Origin of the sequence: Adlercreutzia sp. ZJ154 (assembly GCF_011039055.1) — a bacterium.
GTDB lineage: Bacteria > Actinomycetota > Coriobacteriia > Coriobacteriales > Eggerthellaceae > Adlercreutzia_A.
The window spans coordinates 32,551-54,441 of the sequence record NZ_JAAKEF010000002.1; the positions used below are offsets into that span (position 1 = coordinate 32,551).

Below are 21,891 nucleotides of genomic sequence, written 5' to 3' on the forward strand. Positions count from 1 at the left end.
CTTCTCTGAGATAAACTAGCCACCTATTACTGCGTATTCGTATTGTTCTCCAGTGAAAATAGATCGCATTTCGCGCGCTAGAGCCGCATTTTCGCTATCCTGCAAATACGGATCAGCTTGCAAAATAGCCGCAGCACTATTATGCGCTTCTTCTATCATAGCCGCATCGCGTATTACATTCACAAGTTTAAGCGCAGATGCACCAGATTGTCTGTTGCCTAAAATATCACCTTCGCGGCGCATAGCTAAATCTTCTTCAGCAAGTTCAAAACCATCATCGGTGCGCTGCAAAGCCGATAAACGCGCAATTGCCCCTTCCTTCTTAGAGGCGGAAACCAAAAACACCTGACCGGGCTTATCGCCACGACCAACACGCCCACGCAATTGATGAAGCTGCGACAACCCGAATCTATCGGCATCCTCAATTATCATAACCGTTGCATTGGGAACATCTATACCCACCTCTACTACCGTAGTGGTAACTAAAACATTGACCTCGCCATTCGCAAAGCGCTGCATAACTGCACGCTTTTCATCTGAGGGCATACCACCATACATTAACTCTACACGGTAATCAGGAAATACGTTTCTGCTAAGAAAAGATGCTTCCTCAACAGCCGCTGTAAGAGACGCATCTGGATCACCGTGTGCGCCTTCGATAGTAACTTGTGGGTAAAAATCGCAATCGTCTTCATCGTAGGAATGCCGCTGCGCCGCCTCGTTGCGCTCTTGTGCGTTCAATCCGACCAGTGGACACACCACATACACCTGCTGACCTTGTGCTAGCGCCTCTTTAGCCGCATCGTATGCTTTACCCCTGTCGCTTCGAGAAAGCACGTAAGTCTGCCTACCTGAACCTGTTTTTGGTCTATCTTTTATATAAGATAAAGTCATATTGCCGAAAAGCGCAAGCGCCATAGTACGCGGAATAGGTGTAGCTGTAAGATAAAGAGCATCGGGCGCTGCACCTTTCGACAATAAACTAGCACGCTGATCTACACCAAAGCGCTGCTGCTCATCAATAACCACCAATGTACAATTTGCAGGCACTACATCATCTTCCATAAGTGCATGCGTTCCTATAAGCACATCTAAATTTCCCGACGATAAGTCGTTCAAAATACGCATGCGATCATTTGATGAAGTAGAGCCAGTTAGCAAACCTACACGTATACCCACACATGCAAACAGATCTCCCAAAGTGCGCGCATGCTGCTCTGCCAAAACCTCGGTAGGAGCCAACATAAGCACCTGACCACCAGAATCTACCGCGGCAGCCATACCAAATGCAGCCACTACCGTTTTGCCTGTTCCAACATCGCCTAAAATCATGTGGTTTGCCAAGCTAGGCTTCGACATAACATGCAGCAAATCGCGCTTTGCCTTCTCCTGTCCTGCACTCAGCTCAAACGGCAACGCATCCGAAAGCTGCAACACGCGCTTACCATTAATTGTGTGCGAACACGGCACTAGCCCCTCTACCCTCTTCGCGCTTTCAGTCATCATTAATAATTGCACATACAGCAACTCTTCAAACGCTAATCTACGCCGCGCCTGCGCAGCTTCTTGCATTGTATGGGGAAAATGTACACAGCGAAGCGCCGTTTGTCGCGACATAAGACGATACTTCTGGCGAAGTTCGAGCGGAAGCGGGTCTAGCGCACCTGAGGTAATTTGCAAAGCTGAACGTATTAAAGAGCGCATTTGTTTTTGACTTATACCGCCACCAGTAGGATGAACAGAAAGTATAAGCCCACTAACTTCTCCTTGCACATGCTCAATTATTGGATTTGTCATACGCTTGAAACCGTAATCAAATTCCACTTTCCCCGATAAAGCCACACGCTCTCCTGCATGCAGCTTATCTTTCAACCAAGGCTGATTGAATGCAGTAACGATTATTACACCGGTTTCATCAATGACAGAAATTTCAACTAACTTCAACCGAGGCTTCGGCTTTTTTAGCTTTACTTCATGCACAACACCCGCAATGGTAGCCATGCGCCCAATAGGTGCTTCAGCCACTTTACAGACACAGCTCATATCTATGTAGCGCCGTGGAAAATTCTGCAACAAATCGCGCACGCGCCGCATACCCATACGCTGTAATTCACAAGCACGTTTAGAACTAACCCCCGCTACCGAAGTTATCGACTCATCGAAAGCAAGCGTTGCTCTAAGACGGATATCGGACGGTCTTGCAGAGGTGTTACTCAAGCGAAAGAACCATCGGGTAAAGCGGTTGATCGCCGCGCTGAGCATCTACTTCTAATTCGCAGTAAGCATCTTCTATGCGCTTAGCTATGCTGTGTAATTCGTTATCGGTCATAGCATCGCCCGCAAGCAATGTGCACGTATCGTAATCATCGGCATTCATTTTTGCCAAAAGATCCATTATGACATTTGCTACATCGCTACCAACGGCACAAATAGAGCCATCGGATATGCCGATAACATCACCTGTTTTTATGGGGTTGCCATCGGCATCTTTTGAATCTTTCACAGCGGTAGTTACCTCACCGGTTAGCACATCTGCCGCGGCTTCGCTCATAGCTTCTATGTTTTCCTCTAGCCCAACTTCAGAATCTAGCGCAAACATAGCACCAAACGCTTGCGGAACACTCTTAGTGGGAACAACGCCGCAAGACTTATCGGACAGCTCGCAGGCACTATGAGCTGCCATTATTATGTTTGAATTGTTAGGCAGAAAAACAACAGCATTCGCATTTACTGAATTTGCAGCATCCAGCAAATCTTTTGTAGATGGATTCATGGTCTGTCCGCCGGACACCACTTTATCCACACCTAAGCTTTTAAGTATTTCTACATTACCGCTGCCGTTCGCAACAGCCACAACACCAATAGGTTTGCGCTCTGTCACCTCTTCATTAGCAATCTTTTTCGCGCGATCCGCCGACTGCAATTCCATATTGTGAATATGCACTTCAGATATCTGACCGCAATTTAAGAAATACTCAAGAACTTTATTCGGCTCGTTAGAATGCACATGAACCTTGAATTTCGGCGTAGAGCCTACGCACAATTCACAATCGCCCATAGTTGCCAAGAAATCTAAAGCATCAGAGATATCTAGCGTATCAGAATCGACCAAAAATTCGTTGCAATAGCGGAAGTTGGCATCTTCCCAATCGTTAATTTGCTCTATCTCAACTTTAGGAGCTGCATCTGACTGAATACCAAACGCAATACCTACAGGCTCACCCTTTCCAAGCAAAGATGCCGTAAAAGCGTCAAACAGAATTGCAAGCCCAAACCCACCGGCATCCACTACACCATTCTCTTTCAAAACTGGAAGAAAATCGGGTGTGCGCTGCACAGATGCATACGCTTCAGCCACTATAGCCTCTAGCGCATCATCTATTGTAAGGCGGTCTTCATGTGCCTTTGCAGCAGCTGCGGCACTATCGCGAAGAACTGTAAGGATAGTACCCTCAACTGGTTTACGGACAGCTTGAAAGGCAACCTCTTCAGCCTTCGCAAAAGCATTGTGCAAAACTTCAGTAGAAAGCTTAGTGTGACCCACAGTGCCTTCGCAAAAGCCGCGCAATATTTGCGACGTTATAACGCCAGAATTACCGCGCGCACCCATAAGAGCACCAGTTGTTATAGCCTTCAATACTTCAAGATTATTAGCATCGGCGGAAAGTGACTGTATATTATCAACTACGCTTTTTATGGTAAGCGACATGTTTGTGCCCGTATCTCCATCGGGCACAGGAAACACATTTAGCCTATTAACTTCTTCTTTGCGTTCCTCTAGCACGCGACTAGCGAAAGCAATAGCGGAAAGCATCTGCTGCGGTGAATATGTGGTGGGCATCTGTATGAAGCTCCTTTTTATTGTATTACAGTAGACGGATTAACCTCGCACTTTAACATCTTGTACGTGCACTTCTACATCTTTCATGGGCACGCGAGCATATTCCTTCAATGCAAAAGCTACCTGATCGCGTAGGTTTTGAGAAACCGTCTGGATGTTGGTGCCGTATTCAATAACAACGTAAAGATCTACTTTCACGCCATCATCTTCTGGTGTTACTACAACCCCACGGCGTAAACGCGATTTTGGAAGTATCTTAGCAATGCCGTCTACAGCATTAGGTGCCGTCATACCAACAACACCATAGCATTCCATAGCAGCGTTTCCAACTATATCTGCCAACACGTCGTTCGCAACGTGCAGATTCCCTTGAATAACCTCAGCCATTAGGCTCCTTCCTATAGGATGCGCAACAATATGGCGCTGGCATGTCGCTTTTCAGATAAGTATAGCGGAAAATCTTACACTGTTGGGCGTTATGCTGTGCTATAGTTGTACAGCTATCGACAAGACGGCTTAAATGCCATGCGCTTATAGGAGAAGAACATGTCACAGGTTTGCGAAGTTTGCGGTAAGCACCCAGTTGCAGGTCGCAGCATTAGCCACTCGCATAGGGTAAGCAATCGCGTTTTCCGTCCGAATGTACAAAAAATTACTATTCGTGATGCTAAAGGCAAAGTGCGCAAAGCACATGTCTGCACCAGCTGCATGAAGGCAGGAAAAGTAGAGCGCGCATAGCTCCCGCGTAAATACAGCATTAAAAAAGGACCCGCAGGTCCTTTTTTATTTGCAAATAGTAATCAGCAGGCATATAGACAGAAAAGTGTGTAAAAATTCATGCTGTTTTCCCCGTTCAGATACCAAATAGATGCCTCTGAAGTCGATGCCACTCGACTTTCATATAGGCAAAAAAGCGTGTAGGATTCTCACTTGACATCCCTATTCAGGCAAGCTTTTTCTAAGAAAAAGTCAGTTATGAACAGGGATGAGCAGTGTTTACTAGAAAATGTGCAATCTGTGGCGGCAAGATGAAGAAAAATGGATTCACTAAAGCTGGAAGGCAGAGGTGGAGATGCACCTTGTGCGGAGGCTCTAGTGTTAGGAAAAACGACACCACCGCAAGATGGCTTAAAGTGTTTGTTGGATGGCTTTTGGGTAAACTCTCAACACCTTGACGCTAGATTACGATTCAACTCATCCGCATACTAGTTCAAAAAAGTTAGAAAAATGGTCAAAACTTCCAGCTTTCCATGGTCATAGCGCCACATAGCTAACTTGAATTGTGGAGAACACTGGGCAAACAGGGTTCTTCAATTCTATTTTGATTCGTAATTGACGCAATTTGGCATTGTAGACTGTGGAAAGTCGGAAGTTTTGACCATTTTTCGCCTAAAAAGTGACGAAGGCAACACACGGTCTGGTTTGATCAGAGTTCCACAACAGCACTTCTTGCCCCTTTGCGATGGACTGAGCCTTACACACTTTTCTGCCCATATGCCAATCCGCAAAACCAGAAAGGCGAAGTGAGAACTGCACAGCTTCTAAACGTAGCCTCTTTCAATTTTGATACATTAGATGCATGTTCTAGCGAATAATAAGCAAGCGACTACACGATGGGCAAACTCCAAGCGGCGCTTGATTTCGCAAATCAATCAAACGACCACCCTCTATCGCAGAGCGGCACACGCCACAACGATTCTCTTGCAATTCGCCTATTGCAATACCCTTGAGCCTCTCGGCAATTTTGCGATATTTCTCCACTAGAGAACCATCTATGCTTGTAAAAAGCAAATCGCGCTGCCGCTCTAAGTCTATTGCTTTTTGCTGAATAGCCCCACCTTCACGTCTATATTCCTCAACAGTTTGAGCCTCTATACGCTCTACGCTTTGAATAGCATTTGAAACCTGCGCTTCTAAAGCAGATATTTTTGCCAGTTCAGCTTCAATTTCTGCCCTGTTCTCAGACAGAGTATTTCTGCGCTTTGCTATACCGGCAAGTTCTTTTGAGCGAGCTTCAATGTTGCGGTAGTCTCCACCTGCAGCATCTATGGCAGCCTGAACACCTCGCTCTTTTTTTATAAGCGATTCATCCTCATCGCGCACGCGAAGCAATCGCTTAGTAGCATCTTTTTTCAGAGCGCCAATTTGGTCTGCCTTCTTTTGCAATTCAGTACGCTTAGTCCGCGCGTTTGCAATAACCTTAGGCTGGGGTAATTCTGTAAGCTGCTTTTTCAGATTGTATAGCTCAAGATCGTACTTCTGAACTTCTAACAGGCGATCGAGGTCATCTATTTTTGCTTCCATAAACGAATCCTTATCGAACGGTTTAGTGCTAACTATACGGCAATTCCAAGTGATATTTCGAAACGAATTTACCTATAAACGAATAGCCTCGGGATAAGCCCAGTTACTAGACTGATCTACTATAAGGATAGAATCGCGACTGATACCAGCATGAGCCACAGAATCAGCCAACACAGCCACTAACGGAAGCTCGCTTAAATCGTGTCCTAGCTCTATAACGGCAACACCTGCCTGCGACAAAGCAAGAGCATCATGGTACTTCAATTCACCACAAATAAGACACTGAACATTGGCTTTAACGCATGCCTCTACTATATTGCTAGCACTACCACAAGCTGTAACAACAGTTTCTACTCCGGTATTAAAATCGCCCCAGATGCGCGGCGCACGCCCAAATACAGATGTGCAACGAGCACCCAGCTGACCAAGTGTTACAGCCTTTCCATCTTGCTTCAAAACAGTGCAAATCTGCCCATATCCTTTACGCTTACTAGTAGCTATAGGCTGTAGAACTTTGCCTTTGTAATCGAGATTTAGCATAGCGGGTAGTGCTTTTTGCGCTTTATTGCTTACATCTAAGGCGGTATGAAAACACATAAGCGCCACCCCGTTTCTAGCGGCGGCATACACCGCAGCTCCGGGTGATATAGCACACGACACTTCAGGTGCAAATGTAGCAGGCGCTTCAATATAGGCAGGATGATGCGTAACTAGCACCTGAGCTGAGCATGATGCAGCTTGAAGTATTGCAGGAACCGTAGGATCTAGCGCTACAGCCACCTTAGTGACAGGAATAGCGCCTTCCCCTACATAGATGCCTGTAGTGTCCCAAGATTCAGCATCAACGTCGGGAAATTCTTTCAAAAGCGCTGCTTCAAGCGAAGCTACAGTAACCCGTTTTGCTTGCTTAGCTGGAAGCGGTGTTTTGCGTTTCTGAATAGCCTCAGTAGTTGTACTTTTTGCCATTTGAATCGCTCCTTCTTGCGCGTAGATATATTAGTTATTCTATAGGGATAATACGCCTATCGCCGCCTTGTGTAACAACGGTGACGTAACGGTAACCAGCATCATACATAAGTCTATAAGCTTTCTCTATGTCGCGCGCTACATACTTAGGATCGTGCGCATCGCTGCCTACGGTGCACGGAACACCAGCACGACAAAATTGTTGCAGCAACGCAGGAGCTGGAAAAATTTCCGCACAAGCATAGTAAGCACCTGAAGTGTTAACTTCCACCATACGATCGCCCGCACAAGCCGCCTCAGCCATTCGCTCGTACATAGGCTGTAAATTAAATGAAGGATAGTATGCAAACTTCTTTGCTAAATCGGGATGCGACATTACATCGAAACGCAAAGATGTATCAGCCGCAGCTTCGCACCACAAATCGACGTAGCGCTGCCATATTCGATCAGCCTGCCCTTCTTCTTCCCAAACGCTGCGCTGATCTGGATCGTCAAATGCCCAGCGATCTACAAAATGCACCGAGCCTAACACAATATCGAATCGGCTAAGATCGGCTGTTGTTATATCTCTGTCTTCATCGGCACCCAAATAATCTAGTTCCACGCCAAGCAATATGTCCAAATCTGGATTCTCCCTGCGCGCATCTAATACGGCTTGCTCATAAAGTGGCATATCCTGCGGCAGAACCGATAAATATTCTTTCGGATCAAATGCTGGAGTTAATGGATAGTGGTCAGTGAAAGCTAACGTAGTAAGACCAGAGCGTTTTGCCGCCTCAACATATTCGCTAATTTCCCCCGCTCCATGCCCGCAGTATTTTGAATGACAATGAGTATTTACAAGTTGCATAGCAAAACCACCTAAGATCGCATCCAATGTATAACTTTTGGAAGAGCTTGCAAAAACGCCTCCACATCGTTTTCAGTAGTAGTGCGCCCCATAGATACACGTAGCGCACAACGGGCATCGTCGCTAGATATTCCCATAGCGCGTAGAACATGGCTTGGCTCTAGCGACTGCGAAGAGCAGGCACTACCGCCAGAAACTGCTATGCCAAGCGAATCGAAGCGCAGAACAAGAGTTTCACTTTCTATGCCGGGTATTATCATATTAACGATATTTGGTAAATAGTCTAAAGAAGCCGGCTTTATTTGAACCGTAGGAATAACTGTATCCATAGACGCTATAGCACTATAAACCTTATCGCGCAGATGCATAAGACGCACCGACTCTGCAGCCTGCATACTAATAGCAGCTTTGCACGCAGCGGCAAAAGCTGTGGCACCGCAAACATTTTGCGTACCGCTGCGCCGCTTGTTTTCCTGACCTCCCCCAAGCGCCTGAGGTGCAAATGGTGTTCGCGCCTTTAAATACAGAGCACCCACACCCTTCATTGCCCCTATTTTATGCGCCGAAAAAGAAGCTGCATCCACACCCCACTCGTGGAGATTTATCATTTGCTTGCCTAGCGCCTGCGTAGCATCGGTATGAAAAAACGCGCCTACGGAATGCGCAATAGCAGCCAGTTCACGCACGGGCTGAATAGCACCAACTTCCGAATTAGCCACCTGAACAGAAACGAGAATGGTATTTTCACGAATTGTGCGCTGTAGGGCATGCACATCTATAAAGCCATTGCGTGTTGGCTTCAAATATTCAACTTGAAAACCTAGCTTAGACAGCTTGTCAGCTGCCTGTAGTACGGCATCGTGTTCAATAGCAGAAACAATGATATGCCCCGAAAAAACACCTGCTTGCGCATGATTGCGGCGTTCAGCTTCAGCATGAGCAATTCCTATTAGCGCAGCATTATCGGCCTCGGTGGCTCCAGATGTGAAAATAATCTCATCTGGTCTTGCTCCTAAGTCTTTAGCAATTTGTCTGCGAGCATCTTCTAGCGCACGATATGCCACACGTCCTGCTGTGTATAGCGTATTGGCATTTGCGTTAAGAGGCATGCCGCCCATACCCGAGCGCAAATATGGCTGCATAGCAGATAGCGCTTCTTCGCAAAGCGGAGATGTAGCAGCATAATCTAGGTAAATGAAATCTGCTGTATCGCTCATAAATTGAGCGCCTCCAAGCGAGCCGCTTCGCCAACTTTCTGTATTGCTTTTAAGGAAGCCGCCGGATCGGGCTGCGCAAACACAGCATTGCCGCACACCAGCAAGTCGGCTCCTTCAGCGCACACTAAAGGAGCAGTAGTCTTTCCTATTCCGCCATCTACCTGAATAAGAGGGCTACAACCCGCAGCATTAGACATACGTACAACTTCAGCCACTTTTGCATCGGTACCTTCGATGTAGCTTTGACCCGAAAAACCCGGCTCTACGCTCATTACCAACACCATATCTAGCTCTTTTATAACAGGTTTTAACACGCTTGTCGGTGTAGCTGTCTTAATAGCTACAGCCGCCAAAACGCCACCTTCATGCATAATCTGCACCGCGCGACACAACCCATCTAAGTCAAGCGTTTCAGCATGGACAGATATCATGTCGCACCCGGCATCTAAAAACCATGGCAGCTGTTCAAGGGGATTATCTATCATAAGGTGTATATCTAAAGGCACATTTCCGCGCTGCCGCAGTTGCTTTACCACAGGCACACCCATCGTCAAATTCGGAACAAAATGCCCATCCATAACATCAATATGTATGAATCCGGCACCAGCGTTTACAACCGTATCAACCTCTTGACCTAAACGTGTAAAGTCGGCTGAAAGTATTGACGGACATATCTTTACAGACTGAAACACAGTGCACCCCTTTATCGCCTGTCGCTTTTTCCATTCTAGCTTATGTATCACAAACAAAGAGTGAACATATTGCTATGAGATATAATCATCAGGAAGTTAGGAGAATGTGTATGAATCGCGCTCCACAGCGAAACTTCTTCATCTACCGAACCGAATACGGACCGGTATCTATTGGTGCGTATAAAGATAATATATGTCGCATGGTATTAGGTAATCAATTGCTAGAAGGCGAAAAGCGACCTAGTGCCGTAACAAACAAATGCGCAAATCAATTGATGGAATATTTTTCAGGAAAGCGCACCGTATTCGATGTGCCAATCTTGCTAGAAGGTAGCGATTTTCAACTAAAAGTTTGGAATCGCATTTTGCAAATTCCATATGCCCAAACATGCACAGCAACAGATGTAGCGCAATTAATAGGACACCCGAAAGCAAGCAGCGCAGTTGGTAGCGCAATACGACAAAATCCACTTGTGATACTAGTGCCAGCTCATCGAGTAGTCACCACAAGCGGTCGCATTGAAGCGAACGATAAAAATGCTCAACTTCGCCGTGCTTTCCTAGAATTAGAGCGCCGATACGCTTAGTTCTGCAATGTTTTCAGCATCGTAACAAGGTTTAATCTTAAAGTTAACCAAGTGAATATATGCGCCAATTTTTACAGCGACCAAGCTAATATTAACTTGCCAAAACAAGAGCGCAAAAACAGAAAGTATTGCTGGAGGACTGCCTACTGATTTACCCGTGAATCCTCTTCTCCTCCAAACCTTGTTTGGCAGTCCAAAGCAGGTGCGCTAGGCGCACAAAGCGGGCTCGTTGGTTTTTCTCCCCTTATCGCCAACGGGCCCGCATATATTTCTAAAGCCCATAAATTTCGTCTTTTAAAGGTCTATCTATAAGAATGCGCGCTTCAGATTCTGGTATAGCGCCATTCCAAATAATATTGCGCACAGCATCAGTTAGAGGCAAATCTACCGCATGGCGCGTTTGAAATGCTTGTAGAGTTTTACAAGCCTGCGCACCCTCTACAACCATATGTGTATCAGTCTCAAAATCGGAAAGACTACGACCGCAAGCTAAGTAATACTGCCCAAATTTGCGATTTCTCGAATGATTAGAAGTGCAAGTAACAACCATATCGCCTGCACCAGCAAGCCCCATACATGTAAGCGCTTCTCCCCCACATGCTACAACCATGCGACTCATCTCCGCCAGCCCGCGCGTCATTATCATAGCTGCCGTATTATCGCCATAACCTAGTCCATAAGATATTCCTACAGCTATGGCTATCACATTCTTGAAAGCGCCACAAAGTTCCACGCCTATAACATCGTCTGTTGTATAAGTACGAAACGCATCCGTAGCAAAAAGATCGCGGAAAAAACCGGCGGTGGTTTCATTTATAGACGCGCATACCGCCCCGCTAGGCACACCGCGAACAACTTCTTCAGCATGTGTCGGACCGGAAAGAACCGCTAAACGACTAGGATTTCCCAATACGTCACCCAGCATGTCTGTTGCTAGAATTCCTTTGTCCCCCTCAACTCCCTTAGAACAAATAACCACGGGAAGTTGCTCGGAAATGTAAGGGCATATTTTCTCTGCAGCGTTGCGTAAATATCGTGAAGGCGTGACCATTACAGCCGCTATTGCATCTTGTAGAGCAGCTTGCAAATTTGTAGTAGCCACCACATTAGGCAAAAGCGACACATTGCCCAAATAAAGTGAATTTACGTGCTTGGTGTTAATTTCCCCAGCCTGCTCTTGTCTGCGGCAACACAGAGCAACTTCATACCCCTTACTAGCCAAAAGCTGCGCTAGTGCCGTTCCCCACGACCCAGCGCCAATAACAGCAACGCGCATTATTGCTGCTCCTTTCGCTTATCGGTGTTTCCCGATTTTTCAGCAGCTTGCGCCCTTTTCTTTGCGCGGCGTTCTTCCTCTCTGCGTTGACTACGCGGCTTTAGTGCCTCAATCTGATCTTCCATCCGTTTTGCGTTATTGCTAGATTTTCCAAAACGCGGTTCATCGCCATTTAGTAAGCGCTTTATATTGCCACGATGCGCCCATATAACCAATAATGCAGCAATGGAAATAAATACAGCCGCAAACCAACAATTCCAGCATATCCATACAGCGATAAACGGACATACTACAGCCGCAGCAATAGAGCCCACCGAAACCTTTCGAGAAATTGCAACACCAACAATAAATACAGCTAAATCGATTAGCGCCCCTATTGGAGTTAATGCAAAAAACTCGCAGCCAAACGCCACCGATATGCCTTTACCGCCGTGAAATTTCAACCAAGGACTAAATATATGCCCAACAACGCAACCTAAAAACGCTACCGATGCGCATAGCAAGTTCACCTGATCGGAATATACCGCAGCATTTGCAGTAACAACATTTCCTGACATAATCGCAAATATTCGAATTGCATCACTTGTAAAATTGTTTGCAATTATTTCGCCAAAGACAAACCACGCTAAAGCACCAGCGGCTATTCCTTTTCCCATGTCTAATACAAAAACCGCAATTCCACCTTTAGCGCCCATTGCACGCACGGCATTTGTGGCTCCTATATTGCCTGAACCTTGCTTTCTAATGTCAGTCTTAAAAAATACCTTGGAAATGATAAGACCCCAAGGAATAGACCCCAAAAGATAGCTAATTACGAATAGTAATAAAAGCAACAATAAAACTGACATCATAGATTAATCTTTCTTCTTGAATCTGAAACGTATGGGAGTACCAACCAATGAAAACTCGCGCCGCAAACGATTTTCGAGAAACCGAATATAGTTGTCAGTAACCACGTCTGGACGATTGCAGAAAAATGCAAAATCGGGCGGACAAGCAGATGTTTGAGTAACGTATTTAATGCGTAAAACGGTTTTGCCTTTAGTGACGGTATGACCACTTTCGCGAATTTCGGCAAGCCATGTGTTTAATTTACTCGTGGAAATAGTGGCAGAATAATTAGCATACGCTTCATCTATAGCATCCCAAAGGCGCAAAGCGTTCTTACCGGTTAAAGCGGAAAGCGCCACCACAGGAGCATAATCTATATACTTCAACTCATCTTGCACGTCTTCGCGAACTTTTAGCTTTGCCTCTGCGCCCACCACGATATCCCACTTGTTCAACACAACCACCATGGCACATCCGCGCTCAGCTGCATAATTTGCAACCCGCTGGTCTTCATTGGTGACACCCAATGTAGAATCCATTACTAAAAGAGCCACATCAGCCCTGTCAATTGCCCTCATAGCACGCACAAAGCCGTAATATTCCACCGAATCGTCTATTTTGCTTTTTCGGCGAAGACCAGCTGTGTCAACTATGCGGTACTTTTGTTCATTATGAACAATTAGCGTATCGACAGCATCGCGAGTAGTGCCAGCTACAGGGCTTACAATAGAACGATCGTTGTTGGTTAGACGATTCACAAGTGAAGATTTACCAGCGTTTGGGCGACCTATAACAGCAATGTTGATTATTTCTTCCTCGACATCCTCATCTTCAGTAGAAGCCAAATGAGAAATAGCTGCCACTACCTCATCTAGTAAGTCTCCTGTACCATGACCATGCAAGGCTGAAATAGCCCAAGGTTGACCCATTCCTAGCTGCCAATATTCCCATACATCGTCAACACCTCCGGGAGTGTCCATTTTATTGACAGCCAAAAAAGCAGGTGCCTTAGAGCGCAGTAAAATGCGCGCCACTTCCTCATCGTCAGCTTGTATACCGGTGCGACCATCCACCAAAAAGATTATTGCATCTGCCTCATCAGCAGCGCGAAAAGCCTGCGCACGTATAGATGCCTGAAAATCATCATCGGTGGCAAGTTCTATACCGCCAGTATCTACAAGCGTAAAATCGACACCGTTCCAATCGGCGCTGTGATAAGAGCGATCGCGAGTAACGCCTCGCATTTCATGCACGATAGCATCATTTACTTGCGCTATACGATTCACCAGCGTAGATTTACCCACGTTTGGGCGTCCAACTATGGCGACAATCGGTTGCGGCATTTCACACTCCTTTTCACTAAAACTAATAGTCTAGCGGATTGAAAGCAACTATGCAGTTGTCCGTTTTGAAACAGCTACAACGCATCCAACATCTGCACTACTTGAGATATTTGGTAGCTAGGAGTAGACGCTCCAGCCGTAACCCCTACACTCTTACAGCCGCTAAACATTTCAGGACTGAGTTCTTCGTCAGACTCTATATGAAAGGTACGCGGACATATTGTGCGGCAAATTTCTGCCAAGCGCGTGGTGTTGGAAGAGTTCTTCCCACCTATAACCACCATAGCATCCATATCCTCTGCAAGGCGCGCAGCCGCAAGCTGTCTTTCGGATGTTGCCGAGCATATGGTATTGCGAACTATCGGCTCGATGTTGCGCTTCTGCAGCGCCGATACAATCTCATCAAGCACCTCACGACGCTGCGTAGTCTGTATTACCACCCCAACCGGAGCATATAAGTTATCCGGTATATCGTCGGGCGACAGCACTACATCAACTTTTGCGCCAGCTATGCGTGCGCATTCGCGTATGGCGCTAACCTCTGGATGCCCCGGCTCGCCAACAATAAGCAAACGGCACCCGTCATGCGCAAGTTGCTCGGCAGCTTTTTGAGCACGCAACACATGCGGACAAGTAGCGTCAACCACACGCACATTTATATCTTCTAGCTGGCTGCGAACCTGCGGCGTAACGCCATGGCTGCGTATAATAACCGTATCAGCCGATACATCATCAACACTTTCAGCTACCCGAAGCCCATGCTTTTCAAGATTTGCAACCACTTGCGGGTTATGGATAAGAGGTCCAAGCGTATTGGACGCACCATCTGTGCGCAATACGTCTCCTGCCATATCTAGCGCCCGCTGTACACCATAGCAAGCCCCAGCGTGTTCCGCCAAAACTACCTTCACGCTTGCGCCTCGGCAACTTCTGCGATTTGCACCCGAGGGCTCATCTGAGCTTTATACAAAGCTACAACTTCCTCTGACGTATGCTTGGGTATGGGATGTTCTGCAAATGTATTTGCATAGTCTTTCGAATCGGGAAATAATTCCACCATGTCTACCTCGGCTGCGGGAATGCGCCTAGATAAAGCAAAGCATTCACGCATGGCGTACCAAGAGCACGCATCTAAGCGTTCATCTTTAGGCAAAAAATCAAAGTCGGAAAGCAAAATGGGCGTACTGTATTCCACTGTTATTTTTGGAAAATGAACTCGACTACCCTTCTGTTTTACGTATTCTGCATCGCGCACCGTCATAGGCAGTATAGGCGCTTTGCCCATACGCGCTATAAATGCTGCACCCGAATGCAGCTTTGGCTCAAGATTGCCTTTTCCGCGGCGCGTACCCTCTGGCAGTATTCCTACAATTTCGCGGTTTTTCAGCATGCGCGCAGCCCGTTTTATAGCAACACGATCGGCTGAATCGCGCTTTATGGGAAAGGCACCTACACGCGAAAGAATTTGACCCAGCAAGCCGTTAGCATTCCCAAAAAGCGTATCGCGCCCAATTATGCGCACCCACTGTTTTGTACGCGCGGCAAGATATATAAACGCCACATCTAAAAACGATGTATGGTTGCATACAACCAATACACCGCACTCATTGTGAAATGCCCGCAAATTCTGCCGTCCATCTACACGATAGCGAAACAACAACTTGCACAAACCACCAACAACAACGTAAACGGCATTTCCGAACCAATGCGGTACCTGCTTTTCGTCAGACATACCACCAAGCGGCATGTCCCACATATCTTTATATGGGATAAATAGGCTCACCTATACCTCTTCAGCCGTTTTTTGAATGCATGCGTGCGCCATACTGCATATCTTAGCGATAATGTCTTCAATATAATCTTCAGTCGAATCAATAATGTGCGCATCTGTAGCCGGACGCAAAGGCGACTCCGCGCGATTGGAATCGTATTCATCGCGCCGCATAATGTCGCGCAATACTTCCTCGTAATCTATAGATCCAACGCCTCTATCGGCATTTTGACGAACACGCCTATGGGCACGCTCTTCCGGAGATGCTGTCAGGAAAATTTTCAGCTGAGCATCGGGAAACACAACAGTACCTATATCGCGCCCCTCTACTACGAAATTGCCTGAAAGACCAACTTTGCGCTGCAGGTGCACCATAGCTTCGCGCACCGAAGGCGCAGCCGAAACCGGGCTTACAGCTTTATCTATCTGCGATGTACGTATGGCACTCGTAACGTCGTTGTCATCCACAAATACAGTCTTTGGAATAGGGTCGCCATCGCTATGCCCAAAACGTATATCGCATGCACGCGCTAATTCACCCAATGCAGCATCGTCATCTAGCGGTATATCTTTTTGCAATGCCAACCACGCAATGCAGCGATACATTGCCCCGGTATCTAAACATGAGAAACCTAGAGTTTTTGCGCAAGCCTTCGCTACGCTAGACTTACCTGCCCCCGATGGTCCATCAATAGCAATTATCATTAGCTCACCAGTTTCTGTATGTCCTCAATAAAATTAGGATAACTTACTGCAATGCAATCAAAATCGCTAACTTGCACGGGGGCGTTTCCGCATAGCCCCGCTAATGCCCATGTCATAGCTATACGATGATCGCCGTAAGAATTGAAAACCAGTCCACATGGCAGCTGCAAATTCGGATTGCCCTCAACCAGCAAATTTTCGGCTTCTTCCCACGCATCTATCCCCATGAGTTCTAAGCCATCAATAATTGCCTTTACGCGATCTGTTTCTTTATTGTGCAGCTCGCTTACACCGCGAAATACCGTAACGCCACGGGCATGTGCAGCCACAAATGCTAACACAGGTACTTCGTCTAATATGGAAGCAAAATGTTGTGAAGGTATCTCGCAACCACGCAAAGCATCGGTAAATTTCACATGAATAGTGCCATAAGGTTCTTTGCCCTCGTAGCCTTCAATATGTTCAGAAATATTGGCGCCCATGCGCTCTAACGTGCGAACAAAACCGATGCGTGCAGAATTCAGTGAAACATCGCGAACAACAATATCGCTTCCGCGTTTCAACAGAGCTGCCGCACACAAAAAAGCTGCAGACGACGGATCGCCCGGCACTTTAAGATCGCTTGCATGCATAACGGTTGGACCCTCAACCTTTGCAACCCGCGTACCAGCAGTTGTAGGCACACCATATTCAGGCAGCATAAGCTCGGTATGGTTGCGCGAAGGTGCAGGCTCGTTTAGAGTCGTTGTGCCATCTGCGTATACACCCGCCAGCAAAACCGCTGTTTTTAGCTGTGCCGATGCCATTGGCGCATCGTATGTTATAGCGCGAATATCGCTACATCCAGTTTCTGTTATAGGCAATCTATCGGCTTCAGCAGGCTTAAATTGCACACCCATTTTCATCAAAGGCGCAGTATTGCGGCGCATTGGGCGCTGACGAAGCGAATCGTCTCCGGTTAGCGTAACTTCTATAGGCCAAGGCGCAAGCACACCCATCAACAAACGCGCGGTAGTGCCTGAATTGCCGCAGTCTATGGGCGATTCAGGTTGCACAGGACCGGCTTGCCCCCATCCGGTTACGGTTCCCTCTAAAGAGCCATCGGCGCATTTCTTTAAGTCTACCTTTGCACCAAGTTGCGTAACAGCCGAAATGGATGAACGCACATCTTCGGAGTCGAGTACACCGCTTAGGTGCGACGTGCCCTCTGCCATTGCAGATAAAAGCACCGCTCTGTGCGATATAGATTTATCTCCCGGTACTTTAATTTCACCGGTCAGTGCCCCAGATAGCGGCTCAATCATTTTCGCGTCATTCGACATGGCTGTGCTCCTTCGGAGAAAGCGGACTGAACGAAACGGAATATCCCGCACTTACAAGTTTATACGACATTTGACCTATATCACCCTCGTCTGTAAGAACCAAACTAAGCACGGCATTACCTTCCGACACATGATCTATCTCGATAGATTGTATATTGCATCCAACCGAACTGGCAATGGTTGTTACCTCTGCAACAACACCTGTGCGATTAACCATTGGAATTCTAACCTCAACCAAGCGGTCGCTTCCGGGAACCCAAGCAGCGGGAAGTTCCCGGCGCGCATCGGAGGCACAAGCTAGCATTCGCGTGAATTCCACCTTATCGCCATCAACTAGAGCACTTCGCAGATTTGCCAGTATATCAGTCATTTCAGCTAGTCCATTAGCCAATGCGTCGGCATTGTCAAAAGCGATACCACACCATAAAGCAGGAGAACCAGCCGCAACCCGAGTAGTGTCTTTAAATCCACCAGCCGCAAGACGCATCAGCGAACGACTCTCATCTACATGAGCAAGTGCTAATTGCATTAGCGCTGAAGCTACCATATGCGGCACATGGCTAACTATAGCCACTGCGTTGTCGTGATCTTCGCGCGGCAGCGAAACAACACGAGCATTCATACCGCATATAAGCTCATGCAGCTGCTGAAAAGCATCGGGGTCGGTGTTTTCATCTGGGCAAAGTATCCAATTTATGCCCTCGTATAAATCGGATCTAGCAGCGTCAACTCCCGCCTTCTCAGAGCCTGCCATAGGATGCCCCGGAATATATATTGATGGGTTTGGAAGAATACTATTTGCAGCCTCAATCATGTGTGATTTTGTACTAACTGTATCGGTTAGTACGCCCTCATAGTTAGCCTCCGCCAACATGTGCATATAATCATCCACTGCAGCTACAGGAGTAGCCAATACAACTAAATCGGCTTTATTAGCTAGAAATTCTGTAAAGAGCGCATCGTCTGGACGGCACGCCTCGTTCACCCAGCCTCTTTCTTTTGCCAGCACGCACGCCCTACCATCAACGTCTACCCCAAGCAAATACATCTGATGCCACGCTTTGCGAAGCGCCGCCGCAAGAGATGCGCCTATTAGACCTAAACCAACTATAACCACAGCATTAAACGGTGCGCTTTTCTCGCTTTCATATGCGTTGTCTTGCAAACCCTTACCATCCTTTCGTTGCATAACCCATTGTAACAACATGTAACTGGGCACGTACAAATTCTAGGAAATTTGGTAAAGCAGAAAATGGGTTAACGCGCATTATTTAAAAGCGTATGCACTTCGGCATCTGTCAATTCGCGCCAACAACCTTCTTGTAAATCATCCAAACATAATGACCCGAAAGAGAGCCGATGTAGTTCCTCGACATGACAACCAATCGCGCTAAACATTCTGCGCACTTGGCGCTTGCGCCCTTCATGTATAGAAATAGATACAAGTGGATTTTTCCCAGCCTGTAAAACTTCAACCTTAGCTGGCGCTGTCATACCATCGTCTAGCAACACGCCTTCGCGCAAAAGGCTAACGCCTGCATCAGACAGATTTCCGGATATACGGGCAATGTATGTCTTCTCAACATTGCGGCTTGGGTGAAGCAAAGCATTTCCCATATCGCCATCTGTTGTAAATAGAAGCAAACCCGTTGTGTTGAAATCTAGCCTACCTACCGGAAATAGCGCCGGATGAGCACTTATAGGCACAAGTTCTGCCACCGTAGGACGACCTTGCGGATCGTGCATTGTGGTTACATAGCCTGCCGGCTTGTTCAACATTATCGTAAAAGCACTGTTATCTATAAAGATTTGCTTGCCATCTAAAGATACACAATCACTGTCTTCGTCAACTTTTGTGCCAAGTTCGCGCACCACTTGCCCATTCACGGAAACGCGACCATCTAAGATTAGACGTTCACTTCCGCGCCGCGATGAGGCACCCGCGCGAGCCAAATATCTAGAAAGGCGCATCATTCTTCGTCTAAATCGAATTCCAAAGAATCGAAGTCTATTTTATCTACTACACCAAGTGTAGATGCTATGGCATCTGTTAGTTGCTCTGACAAATTGCTATCTGCCATATGCTGAGCCATGAATGCAGCCGCCTCATCCGAGACTTCTGGCTGCTGGCGAGTAGCGCTAAGTCGTTCACTTATTAGCAGTTTTGTTTCTTCGTCGGGAGCAAATTCATTCAAATCGGGAAGATCGTCAACCGAACGCAAGCCAAATTTTTCCAGAAACGCACGAGTGGTAGCGTACAACGTAGGATTACCGGGAGTATCAGCCGAGCCAGCCTCGCGCACAAGCCCCTTTTCAATAAGTGAACTTATCGTACTATCGGAATTTACACCGCGCACCGATGCCACACCTTGGCGCGTAACAGGCTGTGTATACGCAATTATGGCAAGTGTTTCCATAGCTGCCGCTGAAAGTTTTCGAGTATCCCACGACAGCACGTATTTCTCTACTAGTTCATCGTATGCCGGATGCGTAAACAAGCGCCACCCACCTGCCACTTCACGCAGCTGAATTCCGCGGTTGTCCTCTTTAAGACGCAATGCCAAATTATCAAGGGCGGTTTGCACCTGTATTGCATCGCATTCCAGCTGATCTGCCAGTGTTAGTACTCCTACCGGCTCGTCAGTAACAAATAGCATTGCCTCTATTGCGCCTTCAAGATTTTGGGTGTCTGGTCCCTTAAACATCAATCTTCTCCTACTGATGTAAGCACATCTTCGCCAGATAAGTTTAATTCCCCGGATCCTTCAATGTAATCAATAGCTATATCGCCAAATTGCTCGTCTTGCGACAAGCGCACCATCTGTCGTTTATATAATTCCAATATTGCCAAAAACGTAACTACAACTAGTTGTGGACGCGCATCGTCTAGTAACAATTCGCTGAAATTAAGATGCTTTTTTGATTGTATACGCGCATGTATTGCCCGCACATGAACTTCTACCGGAATAGGTTTAGCCGCAATATGCTCCGACTCAAGTAAGAATTTTTCACGTCTTGCAAGCGCATTAGAGGCAAGCAATCCAAGTGAATCTAAGGTAACGCCTTCCAAAAAGTCGGGCATAAGCCCCAAAAAGCGCGCATCCGGTCCAAACGGACGCGAGTGCATTCTGCTCTCAGATTGCAAACGAGCATCTAGCTGCGCTGCAGCATTCTTAAACTGCTTGTATTCAATAAGGCGCTGCACTAATATTTCGCGCGCATCACCCGGATCTAGCTGAGCAATATCTTCTTCCACTTCATCATATTGTTTTGGAAGCAGCGCCTGAGCCTTCAATTCCAGAAGCGTAGCAGCCACAAGTAGAAAATCGCTGGCAACATCTAAGTCAAGCTTTTCCATGTGGGCAACTTCGGCTAAATACTGATCGGCAATTTCAGTTATAGAAATAGAGCCGATGTCTACCTTTTTACGGCTGACCAAATAGAGCAGCAAATCAAAAGGTCCCTCGAAGCTCTCTATAGATACGCGATATGCCATGTGCTATGAAATCCTGAACGGGAAAATCAGATTAGCCAAATTACCAGCAGTAACATCTAAGTACCACGAAAATGGATTGAAGTGGAATAGATATGGCATAGCTATGACACACAGCATGAATATCGGGAAAGCATAATGCTGTATGGAATACCATTTTGGAAGCCACTTCACCGGTATAAAAAGCGCAATGATGGAAGATCCATCGAGTGGAGGTATGGGTATTAAATTGAAAAACATCAGATATAAATTTATAAGGCAAAACATGGGTAGGAACATGTAGTAAAAGTAATACCCAATGGCGCTTTGCGCGAGAATGGGCCACATATCATAAAGCGCCCACGCTATAGCCGCCGCAATAAGTGCCATGCACAGATTTGATAGAGGACCGGCAATACCCGTTATAAAGTCGCCTTTGCGCGGGTCTTTGAAATAGCTGGGATTGTACGGCACGGGTTTCGCATAACCAAAAATTGGCCAATTCATTATCATAAGAATTAGAGGCAGAATGACAGTACCAAATGGATCGATATGCTTGAGCGGATTTAGCGATAAGCGCCCCGCGCGCTTCGCCGTAGGATCGCCCAGCTTGTACGCTGCAAAACCATGCGACACTTCATGTACAACAAGTGCCGGAACAAAACATAAAATTGCACATATGTAATAGGCTATTATTTCGGTATTCATAGTTTC

Annotated in this window: 22 protein-coding genes; 2 read left to right on the top strand and 20 right to left on the bottom strand. The window is 46.7% G+C overall.

From position 1 onward, the window contains the following. Positions 1–15: 15 nt before the first annotated feature. The 3 genes from G7Y37_RS01315 to G7Y37_RS01325 are packed head-to-tail and all read right to left on the bottom strand — an operon-like array spanning position 16 to position 4,228. Complete coding sequence (locus G7Y37_RS01315; RefSeq protein WP_241155953.1) at positions 16–2,217, bottom strand: ATP-dependent DNA helicase RecG; 2,202 nt, start codon at positions 2,215–2,217, stop codon at positions 16–18. Further along, complete coding sequence (locus tag G7Y37_RS01320; protein WP_165060611.1) at positions 2,210–3,841, bottom strand: DAK2 domain-containing protein; 1,632 nt, start codon at positions 3,839–3,841, stop codon at positions 2,210–2,212. The genes G7Y37_RS01315 and G7Y37_RS01320 overlap by 8 nt, the downstream gene beginning before the upstream one ends. 39 nt (positions 3,842–3,880) lie before the next feature. Next, complete coding sequence (locus G7Y37_RS01325; RefSeq protein ID WP_165060615.1) at positions 3,881–4,228, bottom strand: Asp23/Gls24 family envelope stress response protein; 348 nt, start codon at positions 4,226–4,228, stop codon at positions 3,881–3,883. A gap of 159 nt (positions 4,229–4,387) precedes the next feature. On the opposite strand from G7Y37_RS01325, the gene rpmB reads away from it, so the two are divergent. Further along, positions 4,388–4,579 (top strand): 50S ribosomal protein L28, encoded by a 192-nt coding sequence (gene rpmB, locus G7Y37_RS01330; protein WP_165060618.1) that lies wholly within the window; start codon positions 4,388–4,390, stop codon positions 4,577–4,579. An 846-nt stretch (positions 4,580–5,425) separates the two neighbouring features. Here the strand turns inward: rpmB and G7Y37_RS01335 are convergent. The 5 genes from G7Y37_RS01335 to rpe all read right to left on the bottom strand — a co-directional run bounded on the left by G7Y37_RS01335 (position 5,426) and on the right by rpe (position 9,870). Beyond that, complete coding sequence (locus G7Y37_RS01335; RefSeq protein WP_165060621.1) at positions 5,426–6,145, bottom strand: zinc ribbon domain-containing protein; 720 nt, start codon at positions 6,143–6,145, stop codon at positions 5,426–5,428. A 72-nt stretch (positions 6,146–6,217) separates the two neighbouring features. After that, positions 6,218–7,111, bottom strand: a complete 894-nt coding sequence (locus G7Y37_RS01340; RefSeq protein ID WP_165060624.1) for a Nif3-like dinuclear metal center hexameric protein — start codon at positions 7,109–7,111, stop codon at positions 6,218–6,220. Between the two features lie 34 nt (positions 7,112–7,145). Next, positions 7,146–7,961: a histidinol-phosphatase HisJ family protein gene (locus G7Y37_RS01345; protein ID WP_165060627.1), complete on the bottom strand. Its 816-nt coding sequence runs from the start codon at positions 7,959–7,961 to the stop codon at positions 7,146–7,148. Between the two features lie 11 nt (positions 7,962–7,972). Then, entirely contained in the window at positions 7,973–9,178 is a 1,206-nt protein-coding gene (locus G7Y37_RS01350; RefSeq protein WP_165060630.1) for a cysteine desulfurase family protein, read from the bottom strand. After that, positions 9,175–9,870 (bottom strand): ribulose-phosphate 3-epimerase, encoded by a 696-nt coding sequence (rpe, locus tag G7Y37_RS01355; RefSeq protein ID WP_165060633.1) that lies wholly within the window; start codon positions 9,868–9,870, stop codon positions 9,175–9,177. The genes G7Y37_RS01350 and rpe overlap by 4 nt, the downstream gene beginning before the upstream one ends. A gap of 110 nt (positions 9,871–9,980) precedes the next feature. On the opposite strand from rpe, the gene G7Y37_RS01360 reads away from it, so the two are divergent. Beyond that, on the top strand, positions 9,981–10,457 hold the full coding sequence (locus G7Y37_RS01360; RefSeq protein ID WP_165060636.1) for a methylated-DNA--[protein]-cysteine S-methyltransferase: 477 nt from the start codon (positions 9,981–9,983) through the stop codon (positions 10,455–10,457). Between the two features lie 271 nt (positions 10,458–10,728). On the opposite strand, the gene G7Y37_RS01365 is transcribed toward G7Y37_RS01360, so the two are convergent. The 12 genes from G7Y37_RS01365 to G7Y37_RS01420 all read right to left on the bottom strand — a co-directional run bounded on the left by G7Y37_RS01365 (position 10,729) and on the right by G7Y37_RS01420 (position 21,885). Beyond that, a complete protein-coding gene (locus tag G7Y37_RS01365; protein WP_165060638.1) occupies positions 10,729–11,733 on the bottom strand; it encodes an NAD(P)H-dependent glycerol-3-phosphate dehydrogenase in 1,005 nt (334 codons plus the stop codon). Then, a complete protein-coding gene (gene plsY / locus G7Y37_RS01370; RefSeq protein ID WP_241155954.1) occupies positions 11,733–12,584 on the bottom strand; it encodes a glycerol-3-phosphate 1-O-acyltransferase PlsY in 852 nt (283 codons plus the stop codon). Before plsY ends, G7Y37_RS01365 begins: the two co-directional genes overlap by 1 nt. Before the next feature lie 3 nt (positions 12,585–12,587). Beyond that, positions 12,588–13,907 carry a ribosome biogenesis GTPase Der gene (gene der / locus G7Y37_RS01375; protein WP_165060641.1) on the bottom strand — a complete coding sequence of 440 codons (1,320 nt, stop codon included), beginning with the start codon at positions 13,905–13,907 and terminating at the stop codon, positions 12,588–12,590. Between the two features lie 74 nt (positions 13,908–13,981). Then, positions 13,982–14,818, bottom strand: a complete 837-nt coding sequence (gene ispH, locus G7Y37_RS01380; protein WP_165060644.1) for a 4-hydroxy-3-methylbut-2-enyl diphosphate reductase — start codon at positions 14,816–14,818, stop codon at positions 13,982–13,984. Continuing rightward, positions 14,815–15,690 (bottom strand): 1-acyl-sn-glycerol-3-phosphate acyltransferase, encoded by an 876-nt coding sequence (locus G7Y37_RS01385; protein ID WP_165060647.1) that lies wholly within the window; start codon positions 15,688–15,690, stop codon positions 14,815–14,817. The genes ispH and G7Y37_RS01385 overlap by 4 nt, the downstream gene beginning before the upstream one ends. Next, entirely contained in the window at positions 15,691–16,383 is a 693-nt protein-coding gene (cmk, locus tag G7Y37_RS01390) for a (d)CMP kinase (protein ID WP_165060650.1), read from the bottom strand. Next, on the bottom strand, positions 16,383–17,705 hold the full coding sequence (gene aroA / locus G7Y37_RS01395; protein ID WP_165060653.1) for a 3-phosphoshikimate 1-carboxyvinyltransferase: 1,323 nt from the start codon (positions 17,703–17,705) through the stop codon (positions 16,383–16,385). The genes cmk and aroA overlap by 1 nt, the downstream gene beginning before the upstream one ends. After that, positions 17,695–18,870, bottom strand: coding sequence for a prephenate dehydrogenase/arogenate dehydrogenase family protein (locus G7Y37_RS01400; RefSeq protein ID WP_241155955.1), 1,176 nt, complete (start codon positions 18,868–18,870; stop codon positions 17,695–17,697). Before G7Y37_RS01400 ends, aroA begins: the two co-directional genes overlap by 11 nt. 92 nt (positions 18,871–18,962) lie before the next feature. Next, positions 18,963–19,679 (bottom strand): pseudouridine synthase, encoded by a 717-nt coding sequence (locus G7Y37_RS01405; RefSeq protein WP_165060659.1) that lies wholly within the window; start codon positions 19,677–19,679, stop codon positions 18,963–18,965. Next, a complete protein-coding gene (gene scpB / locus G7Y37_RS01410; RefSeq protein ID WP_165060662.1) occupies positions 19,676–20,410 on the bottom strand; it encodes an SMC-Scp complex subunit ScpB in 735 nt (244 codons plus the stop codon). The genes G7Y37_RS01405 and scpB overlap by 4 nt, the downstream gene beginning before the upstream one ends. Beyond that, a complete protein-coding gene (locus tag G7Y37_RS01415) occupies positions 20,410–21,201 on the bottom strand; it encodes a ScpA family protein (RefSeq protein WP_165060665.1) in 792 nt (263 codons plus the stop codon). Before G7Y37_RS01415 ends, scpB begins: the two co-directional genes overlap by 1 nt. Before the next feature lie 3 nt (positions 21,202–21,204). Continuing rightward, complete coding sequence (locus G7Y37_RS01420) at positions 21,205–21,885, bottom strand: site-2 protease family protein (RefSeq protein WP_165060668.1); 681 nt, start codon at positions 21,883–21,885, stop codon at positions 21,205–21,207. Positions 21,886–21,891: the final 6 nt, after the last annotated feature.

Bases quoted from the DNA above. Each gene is read 5' to 3' on its own strand.
- plsY (WP_241155954.1), bottom strand. From the start codon at position 12,584: ATGATGTCAGTTTTATTGTTGCTTTTATTACTATTCGTAATTAGCTAT.
- G7Y37_RS01360 (WP_165060636.1), top strand. From the start codon at position 9,981: ATGAATCGCGCTCCACAGCGAAACTTCTTCATCTACCGAACCGAATAC.
- der (WP_165060641.1), bottom strand. From the start codon at position 13,907: ATGCCGCAACCGATTGTCGCCATAGTTGGACGCCCAAACGTGGGTAAA.
- aroA (WP_165060653.1), bottom strand. From the start codon at position 17,705: ATGTCGAATGACGCGAAAATGATTGAGCCGCTATCTGGGGCACTGACC.
- rpmB (WP_165060618.1), top strand. From the start codon at position 4,388: ATGTCACAGGTTTGCGAAGTTTGCGGTAAGCACCCAGTTGCAGGTCGC.
- G7Y37_RS01325 (WP_165060615.1), bottom strand. From the start codon at position 4,228: ATGGCTGAGGTTATTCAAGGGAATCTGCACGTTGCGAACGACGTGTTG.
- G7Y37_RS01350 (WP_165060630.1), bottom strand. From the start codon at position 9,178: ATGAGCGATACAGCAGATTTCATTTACCTAGATTATGCTGCTACATCT.
- G7Y37_RS01345 (WP_165060627.1), bottom strand. From the start codon at position 7,961: ATGCAACTTGTAAATACTCATTGTCATTCAAAATACTGCGGGCATGGA.
- G7Y37_RS01405 (WP_165060659.1), bottom strand. From the start codon at position 19,679: ATGATGCGCCTTTCTAGATATTTGGCTCGCGCGGGTGCCTCATCGCGG.
- G7Y37_RS01420 (WP_165060668.1), bottom strand. From the start codon at position 21,885: ATGAATACCGAAATAATAGCCTATTACATATGTGCAATTTTATGTTTT.
- G7Y37_RS01340 (WP_165060624.1), bottom strand. From the start codon at position 7,111: ATGGCAAAAAGTACAACTACTGAGGCTATTCAGAAACGCAAAACACCG.
- G7Y37_RS01320 (WP_165060611.1), bottom strand. From the start codon at position 3,841: ATGCCCACCACATATTCACCGCAGCAGATGCTTTCCGCTATTGCTTTC.
- G7Y37_RS01335 (WP_165060621.1), bottom strand. From the start codon at position 6,145: ATGGAAGCAAAAATAGATGACCTCGATCGCCTGTTAGAAGTTCAGAAG.
- cmk (WP_165060650.1), bottom strand. From the start codon at position 16,383: ATGATAATTGCTATTGATGGACCATCGGGGGCAGGTAAGTCTAGCGTA.
- G7Y37_RS01415 (WP_165060665.1), bottom strand. From the start codon at position 21,201: ATGGCATATCGCGTATCTATAGAGAGCTTCGAGGGACCTTTTGATTTG.
- G7Y37_RS01365 (WP_165060638.1), bottom strand. From the start codon at position 11,733: ATGCGCGTTGCTGTTATTGGCGCTGGGTCGTGGGGAACGGCACTAGCG.
- scpB (WP_165060662.1), bottom strand. From the start codon at position 20,410: ATGTTTAAGGGACCAGACACCCAAAATCTTGAAGGCGCAATAGAGGCA.